The organism is Schaalia sp. HMT-172, from assembly GCF_030644365.1.
Lineage (GTDB): Bacteria > Actinomycetota > Actinomycetes > Actinomycetales > Actinomycetaceae > Pauljensenia.
The window spans coordinates 353,892-371,212 of the sequence record NZ_CP130058.1 but is presented as its reverse complement, the minus strand read 5'-3'; the positions used below and the strand labels follow the sequence as shown (position 1 = coordinate 371,212).

Genomic DNA, 17,321 nt, shown 5'->3' with positions numbered 1-17,321 from the left:
CAAAGAAGAGTCTACTAGAAACGGACGTGGGGCTGACAGACGGACGTGGGGTGGGCCCGAAGGCCCGCCCCACGAGACCTGCGAGAGTCGAGAAGGCGACGAGGCCCGCCCGGCCTCCTACCGGCTGCCTCGATCTTCGGCCCTCTGTCGATCGATCGTGAAGACGATGTATCGCTGGCCGGCCTCGTCGAAGCAGACCGCGCCACTCACGTCCAACCAGATACGGTGCTCCCGCGTGATCACCACGATATTGTAGGCAGCCAAGCTCCCCGGCAAGCTGTCACTGACCTCCCCTACGTCAATTGACTCAACATCCGCAACGTTAAGATCGGGACACATGGCCTGCTCTGGGCTTTCCCCGCGAATGCACGATTCCAGAAGAGGCACGAATTGCTCCTGCTGCCAGGCCTTCGTTTCTTCGTTCAGGGAGATGTCGATATGGTGGGCTAGCTGATCATCGAACATATTGATCGTCGTAGCCCCCGGGACAGAGTCGACGACATAGTCGGTATACTCACTGATTCGGCTCACGCTCATGTCGTAGACACCGGGATACGCGTACACGACGCCGCCGCCTCCAGCGTAGTGCCACAAGTCGTCAGTCACGGGAGGAAAGATCCGAGTACTCCCCTTGGTCGCTCCGACGTCCCCGAGCGACACTCCAGCAATCGACAGGTCTGAGGCGTACCCGTCCGCGGACACAGTGACCTTACGCGCCGCACTGGAAACGACCCTCCACGAGCCAAAGTGCGGCTTGGGCAGACCCGAGCGCTCCATGTAGATGACGCGGGTCGTCGTGGCGCCGTTCATTGAGAACTCGATATTGACCCCCTGCCGCCCGTTGCCATCCGGGTTAGTGTGCACCCACACACCGGTCACGCTCATCGCTGGAGTACTCGACGAGCGCTGGAGTCGCCGCAGGTCGACGGCGTCGCCACGCCCGACATTGGGATCGGCGTCGGCGTCGGCGCTCTCAACCGCCATCGCGTCCTCGAAGCGCCCCTGAGCGATCGCCTCGGCGTAGTAGCGCGCAGCCGCCTCAGCACTGATCCTCGACAGATACACGAGGCCACCCACCACCGGCAGCACAACAAAAACACACACGAGAACGACGATCATCCGCACGCGACTCTTCACGACATCACTTCCTCTCTCAAGCGTCCTCCCGGATGCGACCAGCGCCCGCGCTCGCGACTTCCAAGTGGTCACGAGTCTACAAGAAACGGACGTGGGGCAGGCCCGAAGGCCCACCCCACGTCCGTCGGAAGAATCGTTCAGCGCACGCGGAACTCGATGGTGGTTCCCTCGCCGACGTCGATGAGGTCGCCGTCGTTCAGGGCGATCGTCACCATGGGGGTGACGTCCTGGAAGGAGCCGTCCGCGTGGCGCAGGACCGTGCCGTTGGCGCTGCCCAGGTCCATGAGGGCCCACGAGCCGGGCGTCGTCATCATGACGGCGCAGTGGGAACGCGAGATCTCGGTGGCCGGGCTGGGGACGCGCAGCACGGTGGCAACGGGGCGGCCGGTGAGGGCGCGCGCGTCGGGGTCGCGGCCGATGACGACGTCGCGGGACACCTCGACGGGCACGGTGCCGCCGTGGATGAGGAAAGCGACGGGCGCGGCGGGCCCGGAGTTGACGGGGGCGAGGCGCAGGATCGTGGCCTCAGTGTCCGTCTCGGCACCCAGGTCAGCCAGGCCCTCGGCGCTCATCGCCTCGGGGGCGGCGGGCGGCTCGGGTGCCATCTCGGGTTCGGGCTCGGCCGCGGGCTGCTTCTCAGCCTCGGACGAGGCCGGGGCGCCGGACTCGCCGAAGCCACCCGCGCGCTCGGCGGACTCGGCGGTGTCAACCGGCGGCTCTTCCGCGTCGGCGACAACGTAGAGTTCGCCCGAGGGCTGCTCGGCGTCCCGCTCGGTGGTCTCCTCAACCGGCTCGGGAGCTTCCTCCGTGAGGGTTTCCGCGGGAGCCTTCGCGGCCTCGTCCCCGGAGTGGGTCGCGGCCCGAGTGGAGGGGGTCAGGGACACGGGGCCGTTGCTGGTGGCCGCGAGGAACTGGGCCTCGACGGCCGCCAGGTCGACGGAGGAGGTGTGCAGCGACGGCTCGGGCAGCTCCTCGCGGGCCTCGCGGCGGGCGCGGCGCTCGTGGTCGGGAATGTCGGGGTTGATGAGGAAGCCCATCGTGTCGACGGGCATGGAGGCCAGGGCCTCGACCTCGTCCAGGGCGCGACCGATGCGAATCTCGGCGGCCTCGACACGGTCGGCGGCGGGAACCATCCACGTGACCTCGTCGCCTTCGATGATGGTCGCCTCGAAGGTCTGCCACTCGCCGGGGTTGAAGGGCCAGGCCCAGATCGGGTCGGTCCACACCTGCTCGGTGATTTGCCCGGCGGCGCGCATGCGCAACTGGATGTTGCCGAGGACCGTCAGGTAGGGCTGCTCGCCCGCGCAGTCGAGCAGCAGGACGTCGCCCCGCTCGGCCTGCACATGGGAGAGCCACGCCTGCGTGTCGGCACGGCCCCACACGACGTCGGCGGCGGAGTCCGCGAAGTCCAGCGGAACCAACGCCGCACCGAGCGGTCCGGTGACGAGCATCGCGCCCTGTCCGCGGCACAGGAAGCGTCCAATCTGAAGCATCAGTTACTGCCTTCTCTACGAGGGACCCGGCGTGCGGTCTGGATCGACGCCGGACGTACTGGTTGAATCATGCGATTCAGGACATTCGATGTCAATGTTACTCGTGATTCGGTTCCTGCGTAAACTACAACGGCCGTCGTATTGTCACGAGTTCCGGTCTCGAGGCTGGCCTGAACGAGTGCGTCGGCGCTCCCCTGCGGGCCGTCACCGACGGCGACAATGGCGTGAATCTGCGCGTCTTGGAGGACGCCGTGCACCCCGTCTGTACAGATGACCGCACGGTCGCCTTCTTCGAGCGGCATGATCGTGTAGTCGGCTTTCACACTTCCTGACTGTCCGGCACCCAGCGCCTTGGTGACAACGTTGGCGGGAGGGATGACGCGGGGCGCGCCGGAGGTGGCCGCGAGGTCGCGCGCCTCCTGCAGGGCGGAGTGGTCGTGGGTGAGCTGGCGGATGCCGCCGCCTCCCACGACGTAGGCGCGCGAGTCGCCGACGTTGAAGGACAGCCAGTAGGGCCCCTCGGTGGTGCGCAGAACCATGAGGCCGGACAGGGTGGTTCCCGGGGCGCTCATCGGGTTGTCGGCGGGTGCGAGAGCCGCGACCGAGGTGGCGGCGGCGTCGATGGCGACGGAGAGATCGACGAGGTCGACGGGCCGGTTGCCGAGCCGACCGGGGCTCAGGAACTCCTGGAGCGTGATGACGGCCCGGGACGAGGCCTGGGCGCCGCCGAGGTGGCCGCCCATTCCATCGGCGACCGCGAAGACGGGCGAGACCGCCAGCCAGGAGTCCTCGTTTTCTGCGCGGACCGGACCGATATCAGTCGACGCGCCCCACCGAAGGGCGGGGCGCTCCGCATGTTCACCCAGAGCCATCTACCTTCGTCTTTCTCGCTGCGTTGAGCGCGTGGGATAACGCGTTACGCGAATATTCTACACGCGCTCAACGCATAGTTACGCACTAGCGGACGGGATCCGAGTAGGCCAGCTGGGCCCGGAAGACGCCCGCGTCGCGCGAGACGACGATCGCTCGACCGGGCTCTGCGCGGACCGGCTTCACGCGGCCGATAACCTGACCCTCGTCAGGGTTACCGGACAACAGGATGCCTGTCGTGCCCAGGTCGATGAGCGTCTGGAGGATGCGCTCGTAGAGGGCACGCGACACGCCGCCCATGCGCCTCGTGATGACCAAATGGAGGCCAACGTCACCCGCCTGGGAGAGGAGCGGCTGGAGGGGCATCAGCGGATTGCCTTCGGAGGTGACGACCAGGTCGTAGTCGTCGACGAGGATCCAGACCTCGGGGCCCTTCCACCAGGAGCGGTTGGTGAGCTGCTCGGCGGTCACGTCGTCGCCGGGCAGTCGCATCTTGAGGAACTCGGCGAGCTCGCGGATGTCGCTGGCGACGTCCTCGATGCGTGTGAGGTAGCCGGCCGAGTACTCGGAGGGCACGAGGCCCAGCGAGGCCCTGCGCAGGTCGACGGAGACGATCTTGGCCTGCTCGGGGGTGTTGCGCGCCATGATTTCCTTCGCGAGGGAGCGCAGGAAGGTGGTCTTGCCGGACTTCGAGTCGCCAAACAGGTAGAGGTGCTGTTCGACGTTGGGGTCGAGGCGGTAGGGGCCCAGGCGCGATTCTTCGACGCCGAGCATGAGCGCGGGAGCGGGGCCTTCCGCCGGGGCGAGCGCGCCGGGCAGCTGCGCGATCTCGTCGGCCGTGATGCGGGTCGGGAGCAGGCGCAGCTTGGGGCCGGGGCCGGCGGGCAGGGCCGCGCGGATCATTTCGAGCGTGCGCCCGATGCCTTCGGTGACGGTCGTCGGATCCGGTTCGCCGTCGGCGCGAGGCAGGCCGATGAGGACGTGATGCTTCGTGACCTCAACGCCGCGGCCGGGGCGCGCGTTCGGGATCTGCTTCTGGATGTTGCGGTCGATCTCCGAGTCTCGGAAGTCACCGATCTTGAGCTCGAGCTTCGAGCCGAGCATGTCGGCGACCTGCATGCGGAAGTCGCTCCAGCGGGACGTGGACGTCACGAGGTGGACGCCGAAGGTCAGGGCGCGGCTCAGCATCATGCCGATCGTCATGTCGAGGTCGTCGAAGTCGGCCTTCAGAGAGGCCCAGTTGTCGATGACGAGGAAGACGTCGCCGTATCCGTCGTCGTAGCGTCCTTCGGCGCGACCGCGACGGTACGTTTCGATGGAGTCGATCTTGTTGTCGCGGAAGTACCGCTCGCGATCCTCGATGATGCCGCGGATTTCGGCGATCATTCGCGTGAGGATCTCGTGCGTGTCGCGCGTCGCGACGCCCGCGACGTGGGGCGCATCGACGAAGGACGCGAAGGTACCGCCGCCGAGGTCGATGATGTAGAACTGGACTTCCTGCGGCGTGTAGATGAGCGACAGGGACATGACGAAGGACCTGAGCACCATCGACTTACCGGTGAGCGGGCCGCCGACGACCGCGAAGTTACCGGCGGCGCCAGACAGGTCGAAGGTGAGGACGTCGCGGCGCTGCTCGAGCGGGAGGTCCTTGGTGCCCATCGGGAAGACGAGGGTGCCGCGCTCGCGCCACTGCATGGACACGAAGCCGAGGCCCTCGACCGGGGCGAGGTCGGGCATGAGCTGGTCGAAGGTGTCGGGCTCTTCGAGCGGGGGTAGCCACACCTGGTGGGCGGGCATGCCCTTGCCGGCCATCTTCGCGACCGCGATGTCCATCTCGGTCATGTCCGCCCACTGGGCGTCCTCGGGCAGAACCATGGCCTGACCGGTCGAGGCGGGGGCGTTGTCGGGCTCGTCGCGTGTCAGGACGGGGGCCAGGGTGAAGGGCAGGACCTTGATCTGACGGTCGGGGGTGCCCGCCGTGGCGGCCTGCGTCGAGGAGACGGTACGCGGGGGCGGGGGTGCCGCGACGTAGGAGGCGCGGAATCGGATGAGCTCGTCGGTGCCGGGCATCAGGTAGCCGGAGCCGGGCAGGGAGGGGAGCTCGTAGGCGTCGGGGACGCCCAGGACTTCGCGGGATTCGCTGGCGGAGAAGGTCTTGAGGCCCACGCGGTAGGACAGGTGGGACTCCAGGCCCTTCATCCTGGACGTCTCGAGCCTCTGCGAGGCGAGGAGCAGGTGGATGGACAGCGAACGGCCCAGACGACCGATCGCGACGAAGAGGTCCGCGAATTCGGGCTTGGCGGTGAGGAGCTCGGAGAACTCGTCGAGGATCAGGAAAAGGGCGGGCATCGGGGGGAAGTTGTGCTTACCCGCCATGCGGTCGGCCTCGTAATCCGTGACGTTCGCGTAGTTGCCGGCGTCGCGCAGGACTTCCTGGCGGCGCACCATTTCGCCCTTGAGGGCGTCCTGCATGCGGTCCACGAGGGAGAGCTCGGACTCGAGGTTGGAGATCATGGCCGACACGTGGGGCAGGCTCGACATGCCCGCGAAGGTCGCGCCGCCCTTGAAGTCGACGAGGACCAGGTTGAGCTGCTCCGGCGAGTGCGTCAGCGCGAGGGCGAGGACGAGGGTGCGCAGCACCTCTGATTTACCCGAACCGGTCGCACCAATGAGCAGGCCGTGCGGGCCCATGCCCTGCTGGGCGGCTTCCTTGATGTCGATGAGGACCGGGATACCTTCGGGGGTGACGCCGAAGGGGACGCGCAGGCGGTTCCTGCCTTCGCGTCGCACCCACGCCTTCTCGGGGTCGAAGTCGCGGATATCGCCGAGGTGGAGGAGTTCCATGAGGTCGACGGTGCGCTTGACGTCGGAGCGCCCCACCGGCGCGTCGGTGTCCTTGCTCTTGTCTTGCGCGGCGAAGGGGGTGAGGCGCCGGGCGATGGACTCGGCCTGCGCCTGCCCAACGTGTTCCCATTCGCCGACGATGGCCTGGTGGCTGAACAGGTTGACTTCGAGGGCACCCCGGTTCTCGCCCTTGACAGCAGGATGGATGAGCAGTCGCACGGTCGAGGGGCTGGTCAGGGCCCCCCACTTGTCATGGAGGTTGATGACGGTGACGCCGACGGCACCCTCCGGGGAGCCGAGCTGGGTCGTGGCGGGCAGCTCCGCTCCGTCGCACACGAGGAGCACGTGCGGCCACGGGGTGAGGTCGTCGCGCGGGGAGAAGCCGGGGCGATCGACGATGTCGGGGCCGAGGAGGTCGAGCAGGTCCGCGACCTCGGTGACGACCATGCGGGCGGGACCCACAGCGTCGGATTCGACGGTGGAGCCGGCGTGGGGAAGCCACTTGACCCAGTCCCATTCGGCGAGGCGCTCCGACGAGCACAGGACCGCGATACGCAGGTAGGTGGGGCTCACGAAGGTCGCCAGGTGCGTCATAATGAGCCGCGCGACACCGATCGCGTCCTCGTGGCGGCCGGCCAGCTCGATGTGCGAATAGTCCTCAAGGGGAATGCCGAAGGCGACGGAGTCGAGGTTGCGGTGCGTCTCGATGAAGCGGGTCATCGCGGACAGGCAGACGATGTCGGGGGTGGCCATGGGGGGCAGGTCGGGGGCGATGAGCTCCATCGACAGGCCCTGCTCGGACACGCCGACGCGGGCGTTGAGCATCTCGATACCCGGCTCGCGTTCCCACACGCGCTCGCCCTGATCCGCGATCGCCACCAGGGCCTCGGGCGCGGGGAGAGCCCAGTTCACGAACGCCCTCTGACGGTCGGCGACGTTACGAACCGTCTGGCGGGTTTCGGCCAGGTAGGACAGGTATTCGCCGCGCAGAGTCTTGACCTTCTGGCGGTGCTGGGAAACCTGGCGGTAGACGTTGAAGCCGACCATGGCGACCATCGCGAAGACCATGCCGCCGGCCATCATCATCATGGTGGGGTTCTTGGCTTGGCCGTCCCCGGAGGTCGCCTGAGAGATCGCCATGAACACCATGACGCCCATCGACCCCATCATGGGGATCACCATGGCGAGCACGTTACCGATGCCGGCGGCCTCCGCCTGGTTCGGCGGCGCCTGGATGGGGATCTTCCCCTCCGGCATCTCCGGTACGCCCTCCAAGAGATCCTCAGAGTCAGCCATCGTTCCTCCCTATGTAGCCGCACGCGGCAAGCAGTAGTCCCCGCTATCCTAACGTGCAACGACTGAACTTTTGCCAAGCGCACGTCAGGTGACACAATACTGTCTGAAGGCGCGAACCGATAGGCGACGAGAGGAGGAGCGCGTGGCAGGTGCACAGGCATCCATTACGGTTGTCGGCGGTTCCCGGCGTGAGGACTACGTTCTCCCCGTTGGAATGACCATTGCGGGCCTGCTCGCACTCATCGAGGTCGACCTCACCAGCCTCCAAGCACGGCTTACCCTCGGGGGTGGGCGCGCGGTCGACCCCAGCGACGTGATTGGCCGGGATATTCCCTCCGGCTCGGTCGTGACGATCGTCGGGTCGCAGGAGTCGGCCCAGGCTATCGCGGACGATCACCAGGCCTCGAATAGCCGGCGCTTCCAGCCCGCGATGGCGTCCTCCGCTTTTATGTTCGCGGCCCTGATCCTGACGCTTGTCGGCGTCGCTGCTCCGACGGCGGCCCTATTCGTCGACGTGGGCCAGGCCCTTCCACCCCTCGTGACCTCGCCGTGGTTCAGGGTGGCCTCCGGTCTCCTGTGCGCGCTGATGTGGACGGCTCCACTCATGACCCGCAAGGGCCCCACAAGCGAGTTCGCCCACCTTGGGTATTGCGCGGCGGCCGGCATCAGCCTCGGCGTGGGCGTCACCCCCCTGCCCGGTTCGCTGACTTTCCTGCCCCTCATCGTGTCGTGGTCCGCCCTGGTCCTGGCCGGCCTCGTTCTCTTCACCCGCCCCGGGGCCAGCGCGCGCGTGAACGTCCAGGCCTTCGGGCTCATCGCGGCCACCATGACCATTTCCTCCTTCAGCGCGCTCGGAGCCGTCCGCATTGCGCCGATCGTGTTTGCCGCCTCGATTATCTTCATCTCCCTGGCTCCACACCTGGCGTTGCAGGTTCCCGACCACCAGGTCCTCGACCTGCCTCTCGTCATGAAGCGGCTCCCCACGATCCGCCAGACCGTCATCGCTCCCCCGTCGCGCATCACCCAGGCCCGCGTCAAGAAGACCGTGCGCGAGGCCAACACGCGTTCCCTGTCGATGCTGGCCAGCGCCACCGTCATCGCCTTCGTGTCGGGAGTCATCACCGCCTACCAGCTGCCACTCAACGAGGAGAAGCCCTACGCGGGCTACGCGACGCTGGCCCTGTGCCTGCTCGCGATCATCGGGCTGCTCACGAATGCGCGCGCTAAGCGCGACCGCCTGACCCACTACGGGCCCCGTGTCGTGGCCCTCGCGATGTGGGCGACCATCTTTTTTGCGCCCGAGTGGAGCGAGTTCATCCTGCGTTCCACGGGCGAGGCCGCTGAGCCGACCCTCGAGATGGCGCGCTATGTTGCCCTTCCCCTATCCCTGAGCGTCCTCGCGTTCATCGCCCCGGTCATCGCGCTGATTCGCGCGGGCCGCGAGCCTTCCGCGCTGGTCGGCCGCATTCTCGACATCATTCAGGGACTTTCCCTGACCCTACTCCTGCCGGCCGCGACCTACGGCTCGGGTCTCTTCGATTTAGTTTGGCGGAAGGTGCTATGACGTCCTCTTCACCAGGCCTGGTCCCCGTCCCCGCGTCGCCCGGGAAGCGCGTCGCCGCGCTGTTCGTCGACGTCGTGGGCGCCGCGCTGATTGCGTTCGTCGCTTCCAGCTTGTCGCACGGAAACATCATGGTCATCGTCACGATCCTGTTGGAATACGCGGCGGTCCAAGCGATCATGATCGCGATCCGCGGACGCTCGATCGGCTGCACCCTGACGGGGGTGGTGCTCGTGAGCGCCGGATCTTCCATGATGTCGCCTTCCCTGGGCCGCTCCTTCGGGTATGTTCTGGTGACGACGCTGTCCGCGATCGTCCTGCCCGTCCCCTTCGTGTCGGTGTTTCTGGGGGGCGAGCGCGGCTCCTGGATGGCTTCTCTCTGTTCCCTCGAATGCTTGACGTTCGCTCCTCGCGATGAGTACGCCGAGGCCTCGGCCCCCGTGAGTCCGTACAGCAGCGCGCGCTCGCGCGGCACCGGCGGATACACCAACTTCGGGTCCGTCACGGCTGCCCCTTCTGTCGAGTCCAGCATGACGCGCGAATCGCAGGATGCGGCGCAGCCTCGCTTCGCGGCCCCGCAGGATGCGGCCCCCAGGCCGGTGCGCGCCATGCCCCAGGCTCCGGGCCGCCCGATTACGCCGGCGGTACCCGCCCAGCCGGCCGCGCCCGCGGCGCCCGCACAGGCCTCGCCGTACACTGCCCCCGCCCGCCCTCAGGGCGCTCCCCTGGCACCCCCGACGCGCCAGCGCCCCGCCCAGCCGGCCGCGCCCGCGGCGCCCGCTCAGGCCTCGTCGCGCACCGCCCCGGCCCGACCTCAGGGCGCTCCCGCGACGCCCCCGACGCGCCAGCGCCCCGTCGCCGCGCCGCCGCAGGGAGCCCCCCGTTCGGCGCCCCGCCCTGCCGCCGCTAAGCCGGCCGCCGGCCCGAGCACGAACGGGCCGCACACCGGCCTGCTGCTGGACACCGGCCAGTCGATTCCGGTAGACCGGACAATCGTGCTGGGACGCGCCCCCTCGCCCGTGTCGCCCGGCGACGTGCCCATCCCCGTCGACGATCAGACGCGTTCCCTGTCGCGCACCCACGTGCGGATCACGCCGACCGCCAGCGGCATTTCCATCGTTGACATGAACTCGGCGAACGGGACGCGCGCCCGCACGCCCAACGGGCGCACCCACACGCTGGTGCCCGGCCAGCCCCTGGAACTGCCGTTGAACAGCCAGCTGCTGCTCGGCGAGCGCCTGATTTCCGTTGTCGACCTGCGCCAGCGTCGCTGACCGGCGCACGCCCGGGCTCTGTGTGATCGTCTAGCTGGCGTCATTGAGAGGACTAAGGATGATGGTGATAACGCGTGTGGGTCGGCGCGTGGCCCGTCCCAGGAGTCAGGCGGCGGCTCAGTCCAGCAGCAATGTCATCGTCGAGGGTTTCCTGCCCCACCTGCCATCTGGTAGGCTGATCCTGTTACACTGGCGCATCAACTCAGAGGAGCAGTCATGGTCATGATCAACACCGATGACGGGCAAGCTGTCGCCCCCGACATGCAGGTGCACTACGCGAAGTGGAGGAGCTGGGAACAGGCCCTCCGCGAAGATATTGCCCCGAAACTCGAGGAAGCCGCCGGGCTACTGGATACAAATAGTAGGCTGCAGACGGAGGGTAAGTGGAGCGCCGAATCCGGTCCCAAGGCCTTCGCCACCAAGTACGAAAAGTACCTCACTGAAGAGGTCGCTGCCCTTCAGGCGATGGCCAAAAATGCCAGAGCGTTCGCTGACAAGATCAGCACAGCGATAGACATGCTGATGAAGAATGAGGGCGATGCTGCGGCCTGGTTGGATAAGGAGGCCGCGAAGATTCCCTCGGTGTATATCTCGGATGACAAACAGGCCGCCCTTGACGAGTTCGCCAAGCACCCTTCCGGGGCGAACCTCGCTAGGTTGAAAAGGTACCGGTACTAGCCCGGCGGTTCCAGGGCGTAGCATCCAATCGACGACGAAGGGGAGGGGACGAAGGATGATGGTGATGAAGGGTGTGGGTCGGCGCGTGGCCCGATGGATGGCAGGCCTGGCTGCGGTGGCGTGCTGTGTGGCGGGGGCGGCCTTGCCCGCTCACGCCGATGATGGGCCTGTTCCGGTCCCCTCCACCCCGCCCACGGCCGCGCCCACTACCCCACTGTTCCCCGGTCGCCCCATCCACATGAGGGTCGAATTCCATTTCGGCGAGCGCACCGTTCCGGGGCAGCAGGGCAGCCAGCCCACCGCCAACCTGTTGGTGGTGTTCTCAGATTGGGGTAAGGGGCGGAGTCTGACCGAGCAGGAGTGCCAGGACCTGGTGTCCACGTTCTGGTCCGGGACCGGCCCTGATTACCAGGTGGAGGCCGCGGTAAAATACGACGATTGTCAGATCGAAGCGTACTACATGGGTGAGGCGCGTCATGCGTTCTATTCCCTGGATGAGGCTGGGCACATGCAGGTGCGCCCGCCCATGGCCTACCTCAACCAGATCGCCACTTCTTTTGACGACCTTCTCTTCGATCGCCTTGACTTCGACGTCAAAGGACTCAACAACGCTCACTGCAACGCGAACCCCTCAAATGACAGACTCAACGTTCTCTTGAACATCACCCACATGTCCACCTGTATGTGGGATGTCGGTGACGGGGTCACGATGCCGACGACCGATGAGCCGCTCATGGAAGGCGACGTCGAAGACTACTTCACCACCTACCTCGCTGGCACCGTCGGGCCCTTCACCGACCTTGTCGCACCCGTCAACCCCTTCACCATCACCCCCACGCCCACCACCAACCCGGCCACCGGCGTCTCGGCCACCGCGTCGGGCGACCAGTCCGAGACGAGCGAGCACTCTTCCACGGGCCTGTTCATCGGCATCGGCGCCGCCATCGCCGCCCTCCTCCTGGTCGGCACCGGGGCCCTGGTGGTGGCCCTGCGCCGCAGGAAGTAACAGCGCGGCCACCACGGACCGGTACTAGCCCGGCGGTTCCGGGGCGTAGCATCCAATCGACGACGAAGGGGAGGGGACTAAGGATGATGGTGATGAAGGGTGTGGGTCGGCGCGTGGCCCGATGGATGGCAGGCCTGGCCGCGGTGGCGTGCTGTGTGGCGGGGGCGGCCTTGCCCGCTCACGCCGATGGGCCTGTTCCGGTGCCCTCCACTCCGCCCACGGCCGCACCCAACACCCCGTTGTTCCCCGGTCGCACCATATACATGAGAGCCCGCTTCGAATTCGGTGAGGACATCGTTCCGGGGCAGCAGGGCATCACGCCTACCGCCTACCTGACGCTGGTGTTCTCAGAGTGGGGTAACGAGCGGAACCTGACCGAGCAGGAGTGCCAGGACCTGGTGTCCACCTTCTGGTCCGGGACCGGCCCCGACTACCAGGTGGAGGCCGCTGTAAAATACGACGATTGTCAGATCAAAGCGTACTACCTGGGTGAGGCGCGTCATGCGTTCTATTCCCTGGATGAGTCGGGGCACATGCAGGTGCGCCCGCCCATGGCCTACCTCAACCAGATCGCCACTTCTTTTGACAATGTATATTTCAAGCGCCTCGACTTTTACGTCACGAGTATGAACAACGCTCACTGTAACGCGAGCCCCTCGAAAGAAGAGCTCAACACGCTGTTGGGCGTCGCCCACATGTCCATCTGTATGTGGGATGTCGATGACGGGGCCACGATCCCCACGACCGATGAGCCGCTCATGGAAGGCGACGCCGAAGACTACTTCACCGGCAAACTCGCTGGCACGGTCGGGCCTTTCACCGAGCTGAACCCGCCCGTTAACCCCTTCACTATCACCCCCGCGCCCACGACCGATCCGGCCGCCGGTGCCTCGGCCGCCGCGTCGGGCGACCAGTCCCAGAGGGGGGAGTCTTCTTCCACGGGCCTGCTCATCGGTATCGGCGCCGCCATCGCCGCCCTCCTCCTGGTCGGCACCGGCGCCCTGGTCATAGCCCTGCGCCGCAAGAAGTAACAGCACACGCGCCGCGTCCCCAGAATCAACACAGCAACTATCCACGCAAGCCCCGTTGGCTAACCCGCCAACAACGACAGCTGGCACACACCAACCGGAAGGACTAACGATGATGGTGATGAAGGGTGTGGGTCGGCGCGTGGCCCGATGGATGGCAGGCCTGGCTGCGGTGGCGTGCTGTGTGGCGGGGGCGGCCTTGCCCGCTCAGGCCGATGATGGGCCTGTTCCGGTGCCCTCCACCCCACCCACGTCCGCACCCAACACCCCGTTGTTCCCCGGTCGCACCATCCACATGGATGCCCGCTTCGAATTCGGTGAGCACACCGTTCCGGGGCAGGGCATCAAGCCCAACGCCTACCTGCAGCTGGTTTTCTCACAGTGGGGTAACGGGTGGAGTCTGAGCGAGCAGGAGTGCCAGGACCTGGTGTCCACCTTCTGGTCCGGGACCGGCCCCGACTACCAGGTGGAGGCCGCGGTAAAATACGACGATTGTCAGATCGAAGCGTACTACATGGGTGAGGCGCGCCATGCGTTCTACTCCCTGGACGAGTCAGGGCACATGCAGGTGCGCCCGCCCATGGCCTACCTCAACCAGATCGCCACTTCTTTTGACAACGTTCTCTTTGAGCGCCTTGACTTCGATGCCAAAGGACTCAACAACGCTCACTGCAACGCGAACCCCTCAAAAGAAGACCTCAACAAACTTGTTGTTGTTAGCCACAGCTCTTCCTGTGTGTGGGACGTTCACGACGGGGCCACGATCCCCACGACCGATGAGCCGCTCATGGAAGGCGACGCCGAAGACTACTTCACCGGGTACCTTAATGGCACGGTCGGGCCTTTCACCGAGCTGAACCCGCCCATCAACCCCTTCACTGTGACCCCCGCGCCCACGACCGACCCGGCCACCGGTGCCTCGGCCACCGCGTCGGGCGACCAGTCCCAGAGGGGGGAGTCTTCTTCCACGGGCCTGCTCATCGGTATCGGCGCCGCCATCGCCACCCTCCTCCTGGTCGGCACCGGAGCCCTGGTCGTAGCCCTGCGCCGCAGACACTAACCACAGCCAAGAAGCCTCCTCACGTCGATGTACGCGCCCGAGGAGCTAGCAGGACCCATCTCACCACCGCGACGCATCTTCAGCGCTCGTTGCGCACAAACACGCCGATATCACATCCGCGCGCACACGCAAACACAGAGGGCCGCACCCAACCGGGTGCGGCCCTCACAGTGGATTCTCAGACGACTACAGGCTCACCAATCCTCGCCCGAATCACGCGAGAGAGGCTTCAGCTGATCGGCGCTGCCAGCAGCACCGCCAACCAGGCCCGTCGACTGCTCCTCGATGCCATCAATGCGCACCACATCGTAATTACGACGCTGCGTCTCCTTCTTCTTCTCACCACGACCGGCAGAAGAACCCCCGCCCAGCACGCCACGACCACCAGCACCACCGCGACCGGCAACACCAGCACCGCCACGGCCACCAGCACCAGCACCGCCGCGGCCAGCGACACCAGCGCCGCCACGAGCAGAACCCGCGCCGCCCTCACGTCCAACGACACCGGAGACACCACCGCGACCAGCAGCGCCACCGCGACCGGCAACACCAGCACCACCGCGACCGGCAACACCAGCACCACCGCGGCCAGCAGCACCAGCACCGCCACGGCCAGCAGCACCAGCACCACCGCGGCCAGCAGCACCAGCACCACCGCGGCCAGCGGCACCACCACGACCGGCAACACCAGCACCACCGCGACCGGCGACCCCGGACGCGCCACCACGAGCAGAACCCGCGCCGCCCTCGCGACCAACGACACCGGAGACGCCACCGCGGCCAGCAGCGCCACGACCGGCGACACCAGCGCCACCGCGACCAGCGGCACCGCCACGACCAGCAGCGCCACCGCGACCGGCAACACCAGCACTACGAGCACCGGACTGAGCGCCGGTACCCACCACGCCGCCACGACCAGCAGCACCAACGCCGCCACGGCCAGCAAGACCGGCACCGCCACGCGAGCCCGCGCCGCCGGAACCGGAAGAACCGACGGGAGCCATGCCAGAACGCATACCGGCACCACCGACACCACCGCGACCGGCAACGCCAGCGGCACCGCCGGGCATCGTCGACGGACGCAGCACGCCACCGGCGGGAGCCACGGAGCGCAGCGCGGAGCCGGAGGAGCCGGTGGCGAGCCCACCGATTCCAGAGAAGCCGCCGCCGCGCGCGGCGGCCAGGCCGCCGACGCCGGCTGCTGTTCCCGCGACGAGTGTGCCGCCCGCGATACGAGCAACGCTGCCACCAACCGGAGGAGTCGCGCGCCACGCGGGATCATTCGCGTTGAGCACGTCGGCAGGCATATGGCCGGGCGTAGGCCCGTTGGGCGTCATGCGCTGATTAACGGGAGTGGTGGTGAGGTCGATGTGTGAGAGCTGCGACGGATCCGTAATCGGGTTCGAGAGGCTTCCGGGTTCCCCAGCCGCCGGAGCTTTCCACTCTGTGATAGCCGACGAAAGCCCCGTGGCAGAGCCAACGCTCAAAACACCACTGCCAGCACCGACGGCACCGCCGCCAACGCCCCCGCCGCCCGAACGGCGACCGTAGCCGCCACCGCCGCCGCCACCAGGAGTGGGCGTAGGCTGCGGCTCCGGCTGCGGCTGCCACGCCTCAGGCACGTAATCCTCTTTGTACTGGTCGAAGCTGCCTGCTTCCTCGTGCCCTTCCTGGTTCAACTGATCGAGGATCGCCTTAGCCGCCTCCTCACGCTTGGCATAGCGCTGGCTCTCGAGCGCTGCCAGATAAGAAGGGCCGTCGGTATACACAACCGATCCGTCACCATCAACAGTAAGTCGCAGAGGCGGGTTCTCCTGAGCCTTGGCATAATCTGAACTGTTAAGCAGACTATCGCTGAGGTTGGACGACTCTGCAATCCTGTTGCTCATCGCCTCGCGTAACGACAGGTGATGAGCCTTCGACGCCTCGATATTGTTCATGTGCTCATCCGAGTCATCAACAAACCGCTTCATCCACCCATCGGCGCCTACCTTTGTCTGCGACTGGCCTCGGCTCGCGTCGTTCTGGAAGTCCTCACCTTTATCCTTTACCTCGGTAACTGCCGTATGGGCGTTACCCGAGCGGGAATCCTCCTGGAAGTCCCCAGACTCCAGCGGCTTGACATTCAAGTTCTTCAGCGCCTTCAGGCGATCATAATATGAAACCACGGCACAACCTCACATGCACTCACAACGCTCAAACAAAACTCTGGAAGCGCACGCGGTGCGTGCAACTCCCACCAGACAACCACCGCGGGGAGGGGACACGCCCCTCCCCGCAGCGATCACACACTCACTCAGCCACCAAAAGCAGCAGCGTTACGCGAATCCGTGGCCTCAGCAGACTGACGAGCCTCAGACACAGCAGCCGACACACTCTGCAGGATCTCCACGATCCCGTTCATGCCATCAGTCCACTTCGCCTTAGACACCTCATACGCCTGCTTCGCCTGACCATCCCAGGACGACTGCAGCTGACGCAGCTGCGAATCCATATCCTCAAGCTTGCCATTGAGCGAGTTCACACCCGCACCCATATCAGCAACAGCCTGCTCAATCTGACCGTAGTTGTACAGAATATCAGACATGATAAAAAACCTTCCCTACTCTCAATCAGCCAAGCATCGACTGGAACTTGTTCATCACAGCGGCCTGCGCGTCTTCGTTCGCCTTCGACTTCGCATCCGCCGAACGCATCGCAGCATGCAGCTCCGTGAGCGCCTCAGTCACCTTACGAGCCTCAGCATCCCACTGAGACATCACCTTCTGGAACGCCGACGCAGCCTCACCCTGCCACGCAGAGCCAATACCAGCCAGCTTCGACTGCAGCGAGCTCAGCTCAGACTGAATCTGCCCCTGCGCGTCCTCAATAGTCTGCGCGCCCTTAAGCAGCGCACCCTCTAGAGCCTTCTGATCGGTCATATTTCCTCCCAGATCATCGATGGGAGAACGCCCCCACAACGGGAACGCCCTACTTGCAACGTCAGTCTAACCACACAACCCACCAAAAGTCTAACCCTCCGCCACACAATCTCATCAAACTTCTACCAAGTCCCAGGAGCCCGACAGTTTGCC

Annotated in this window: 13 protein-coding genes; 6 read left to right on the top strand and 7 right to left on the bottom strand. The window is 66.1% G+C overall.

From position 1 onward, the window contains the following. Window positions 1-117: 117 nt before the first annotated feature. The 4 genes from QU663_RS01500 to QU663_RS01485 all read right to left on the bottom strand — a co-directional run bounded on the left by QU663_RS01500 (window position 118) and on the right by QU663_RS01485 (window position 7,640). Window positions 118-1,137, bottom strand: a complete 1,020-nt coding sequence (locus QU663_RS01500) for a hypothetical protein (RefSeq protein WP_304990642.1) — start codon at window positions 1,135-1,137, stop codon at window positions 118-120. Between the two features lie 137 nt (window positions 1,138-1,274). Beyond that, window positions 1,275-2,630: an FHA domain-containing protein gene (locus tag QU663_RS01495; protein ID WP_021611100.1), complete on the bottom strand. Its 1,356-nt coding sequence runs from the start codon at window positions 2,628-2,630 to the stop codon at window positions 1,275-1,277. Further along, the gene (locus QU663_RS01490; RefSeq protein ID WP_021611101.1) at window positions 2,630-3,502 is read right to left on the bottom strand and encodes a PP2C family serine/threonine-protein phosphatase; all 873 of its coding nucleotides are present in this window, start codon (window positions 3,500-3,502) and stop codon (window positions 2,630-2,632) included. The genes QU663_RS01495 and QU663_RS01490 overlap by 1 nt, the downstream gene beginning before the upstream one ends. Window positions 3,503-3,587: 85 nt before the next feature. Continuing rightward, window positions 3,588-7,640 (bottom strand): type VII secretion protein EccC, encoded by a 4,053-nt coding sequence (locus tag QU663_RS01485; RefSeq protein ID WP_021611102.1) that lies wholly within the window; start codon window positions 7,638-7,640, stop codon window positions 3,588-3,590. 142 nt (window positions 7,641-7,782) lie between these two features. On the opposite strand from QU663_RS01485, the gene QU663_RS01480 reads away from it, so the two are divergent. From QU663_RS01480 to QU663_RS01455, 6 genes are all read left to right on the top strand, one after another. Then, entirely contained in the window at window positions 7,783-9,204 is a 1,422-nt protein-coding gene (locus QU663_RS01480) for a hypothetical protein (RefSeq protein WP_034480495.1), read from the top strand. Continuing rightward, a complete protein-coding gene (locus QU663_RS01475) occupies window positions 9,201-10,475 on the top strand; it encodes an FHA domain-containing protein (RefSeq protein WP_296493436.1) in 1,275 nt (424 codons plus the stop codon). Before QU663_RS01480 ends, QU663_RS01475 begins: the two co-directional genes overlap by 4 nt. 216 nt (window positions 10,476-10,691) lie before the next feature. Further along, complete coding sequence (locus QU663_RS01470; RefSeq protein WP_304990641.1) at window positions 10,692-11,153, top strand: hypothetical protein; 462 nt, start codon at window positions 10,692-10,694, stop codon at window positions 11,151-11,153. A 55-nt stretch (window positions 11,154-11,208) separates the two neighbouring features. Further along, window positions 11,209-12,159 (top strand): hypothetical protein, encoded by a 951-nt coding sequence (locus QU663_RS01465; protein WP_304990640.1) that lies wholly within the window; start codon window positions 11,209-11,211, stop codon window positions 12,157-12,159. An 83-nt stretch (window positions 12,160-12,242) separates the two neighbouring features. Further along, on the top strand, window positions 12,243-13,190 hold the full coding sequence (locus QU663_RS01460; protein WP_304990639.1) for a hypothetical protein: 948 nt from the start codon (window positions 12,243-12,245) through the stop codon (window positions 13,188-13,190). Window positions 13,191-13,299: 109 nt separating this feature from the next. Next, entirely contained in the window at window positions 13,300-14,247 is a 948-nt protein-coding gene (locus QU663_RS01455; protein ID WP_296493445.1) for a hypothetical protein, read from the top strand. A 229-nt stretch (window positions 14,248-14,476) separates the two neighbouring features. On the opposite strand, the gene QU663_RS01450 is transcribed toward QU663_RS01455, so the two are convergent. From QU663_RS01450 to QU663_RS01440, 3 genes are all read right to left on the bottom strand, one after another. Further along, entirely contained in the window at window positions 14,477-15,307 is an 831-nt protein-coding gene (locus QU663_RS01450; protein ID WP_304990638.1) for a hypothetical protein, read from the bottom strand. A gap of 1,236 nt (window positions 15,308-16,543) precedes the next feature. Continuing rightward, window positions 16,544-16,834 carry a WXG100 family type VII secretion target gene (locus tag QU663_RS01445; RefSeq protein WP_021610693.1) on the bottom strand — a complete coding sequence of 97 codons (291 nt, stop codon included), beginning with the start codon at window positions 16,832-16,834 and terminating at the stop codon, window positions 16,544-16,546. A gap of 25 nt (window positions 16,835-16,859) precedes the next feature. After that, window positions 16,860-17,168 carry a WXG100 family type VII secretion target gene (locus QU663_RS01440; protein WP_021610694.1) on the bottom strand — a complete coding sequence of 103 codons (309 nt, stop codon included), beginning with the start codon at window positions 17,166-17,168 and terminating at the stop codon, window positions 16,860-16,862. Between the last annotated feature and the right edge of the window lie 153 nt (window positions 17,169-17,321).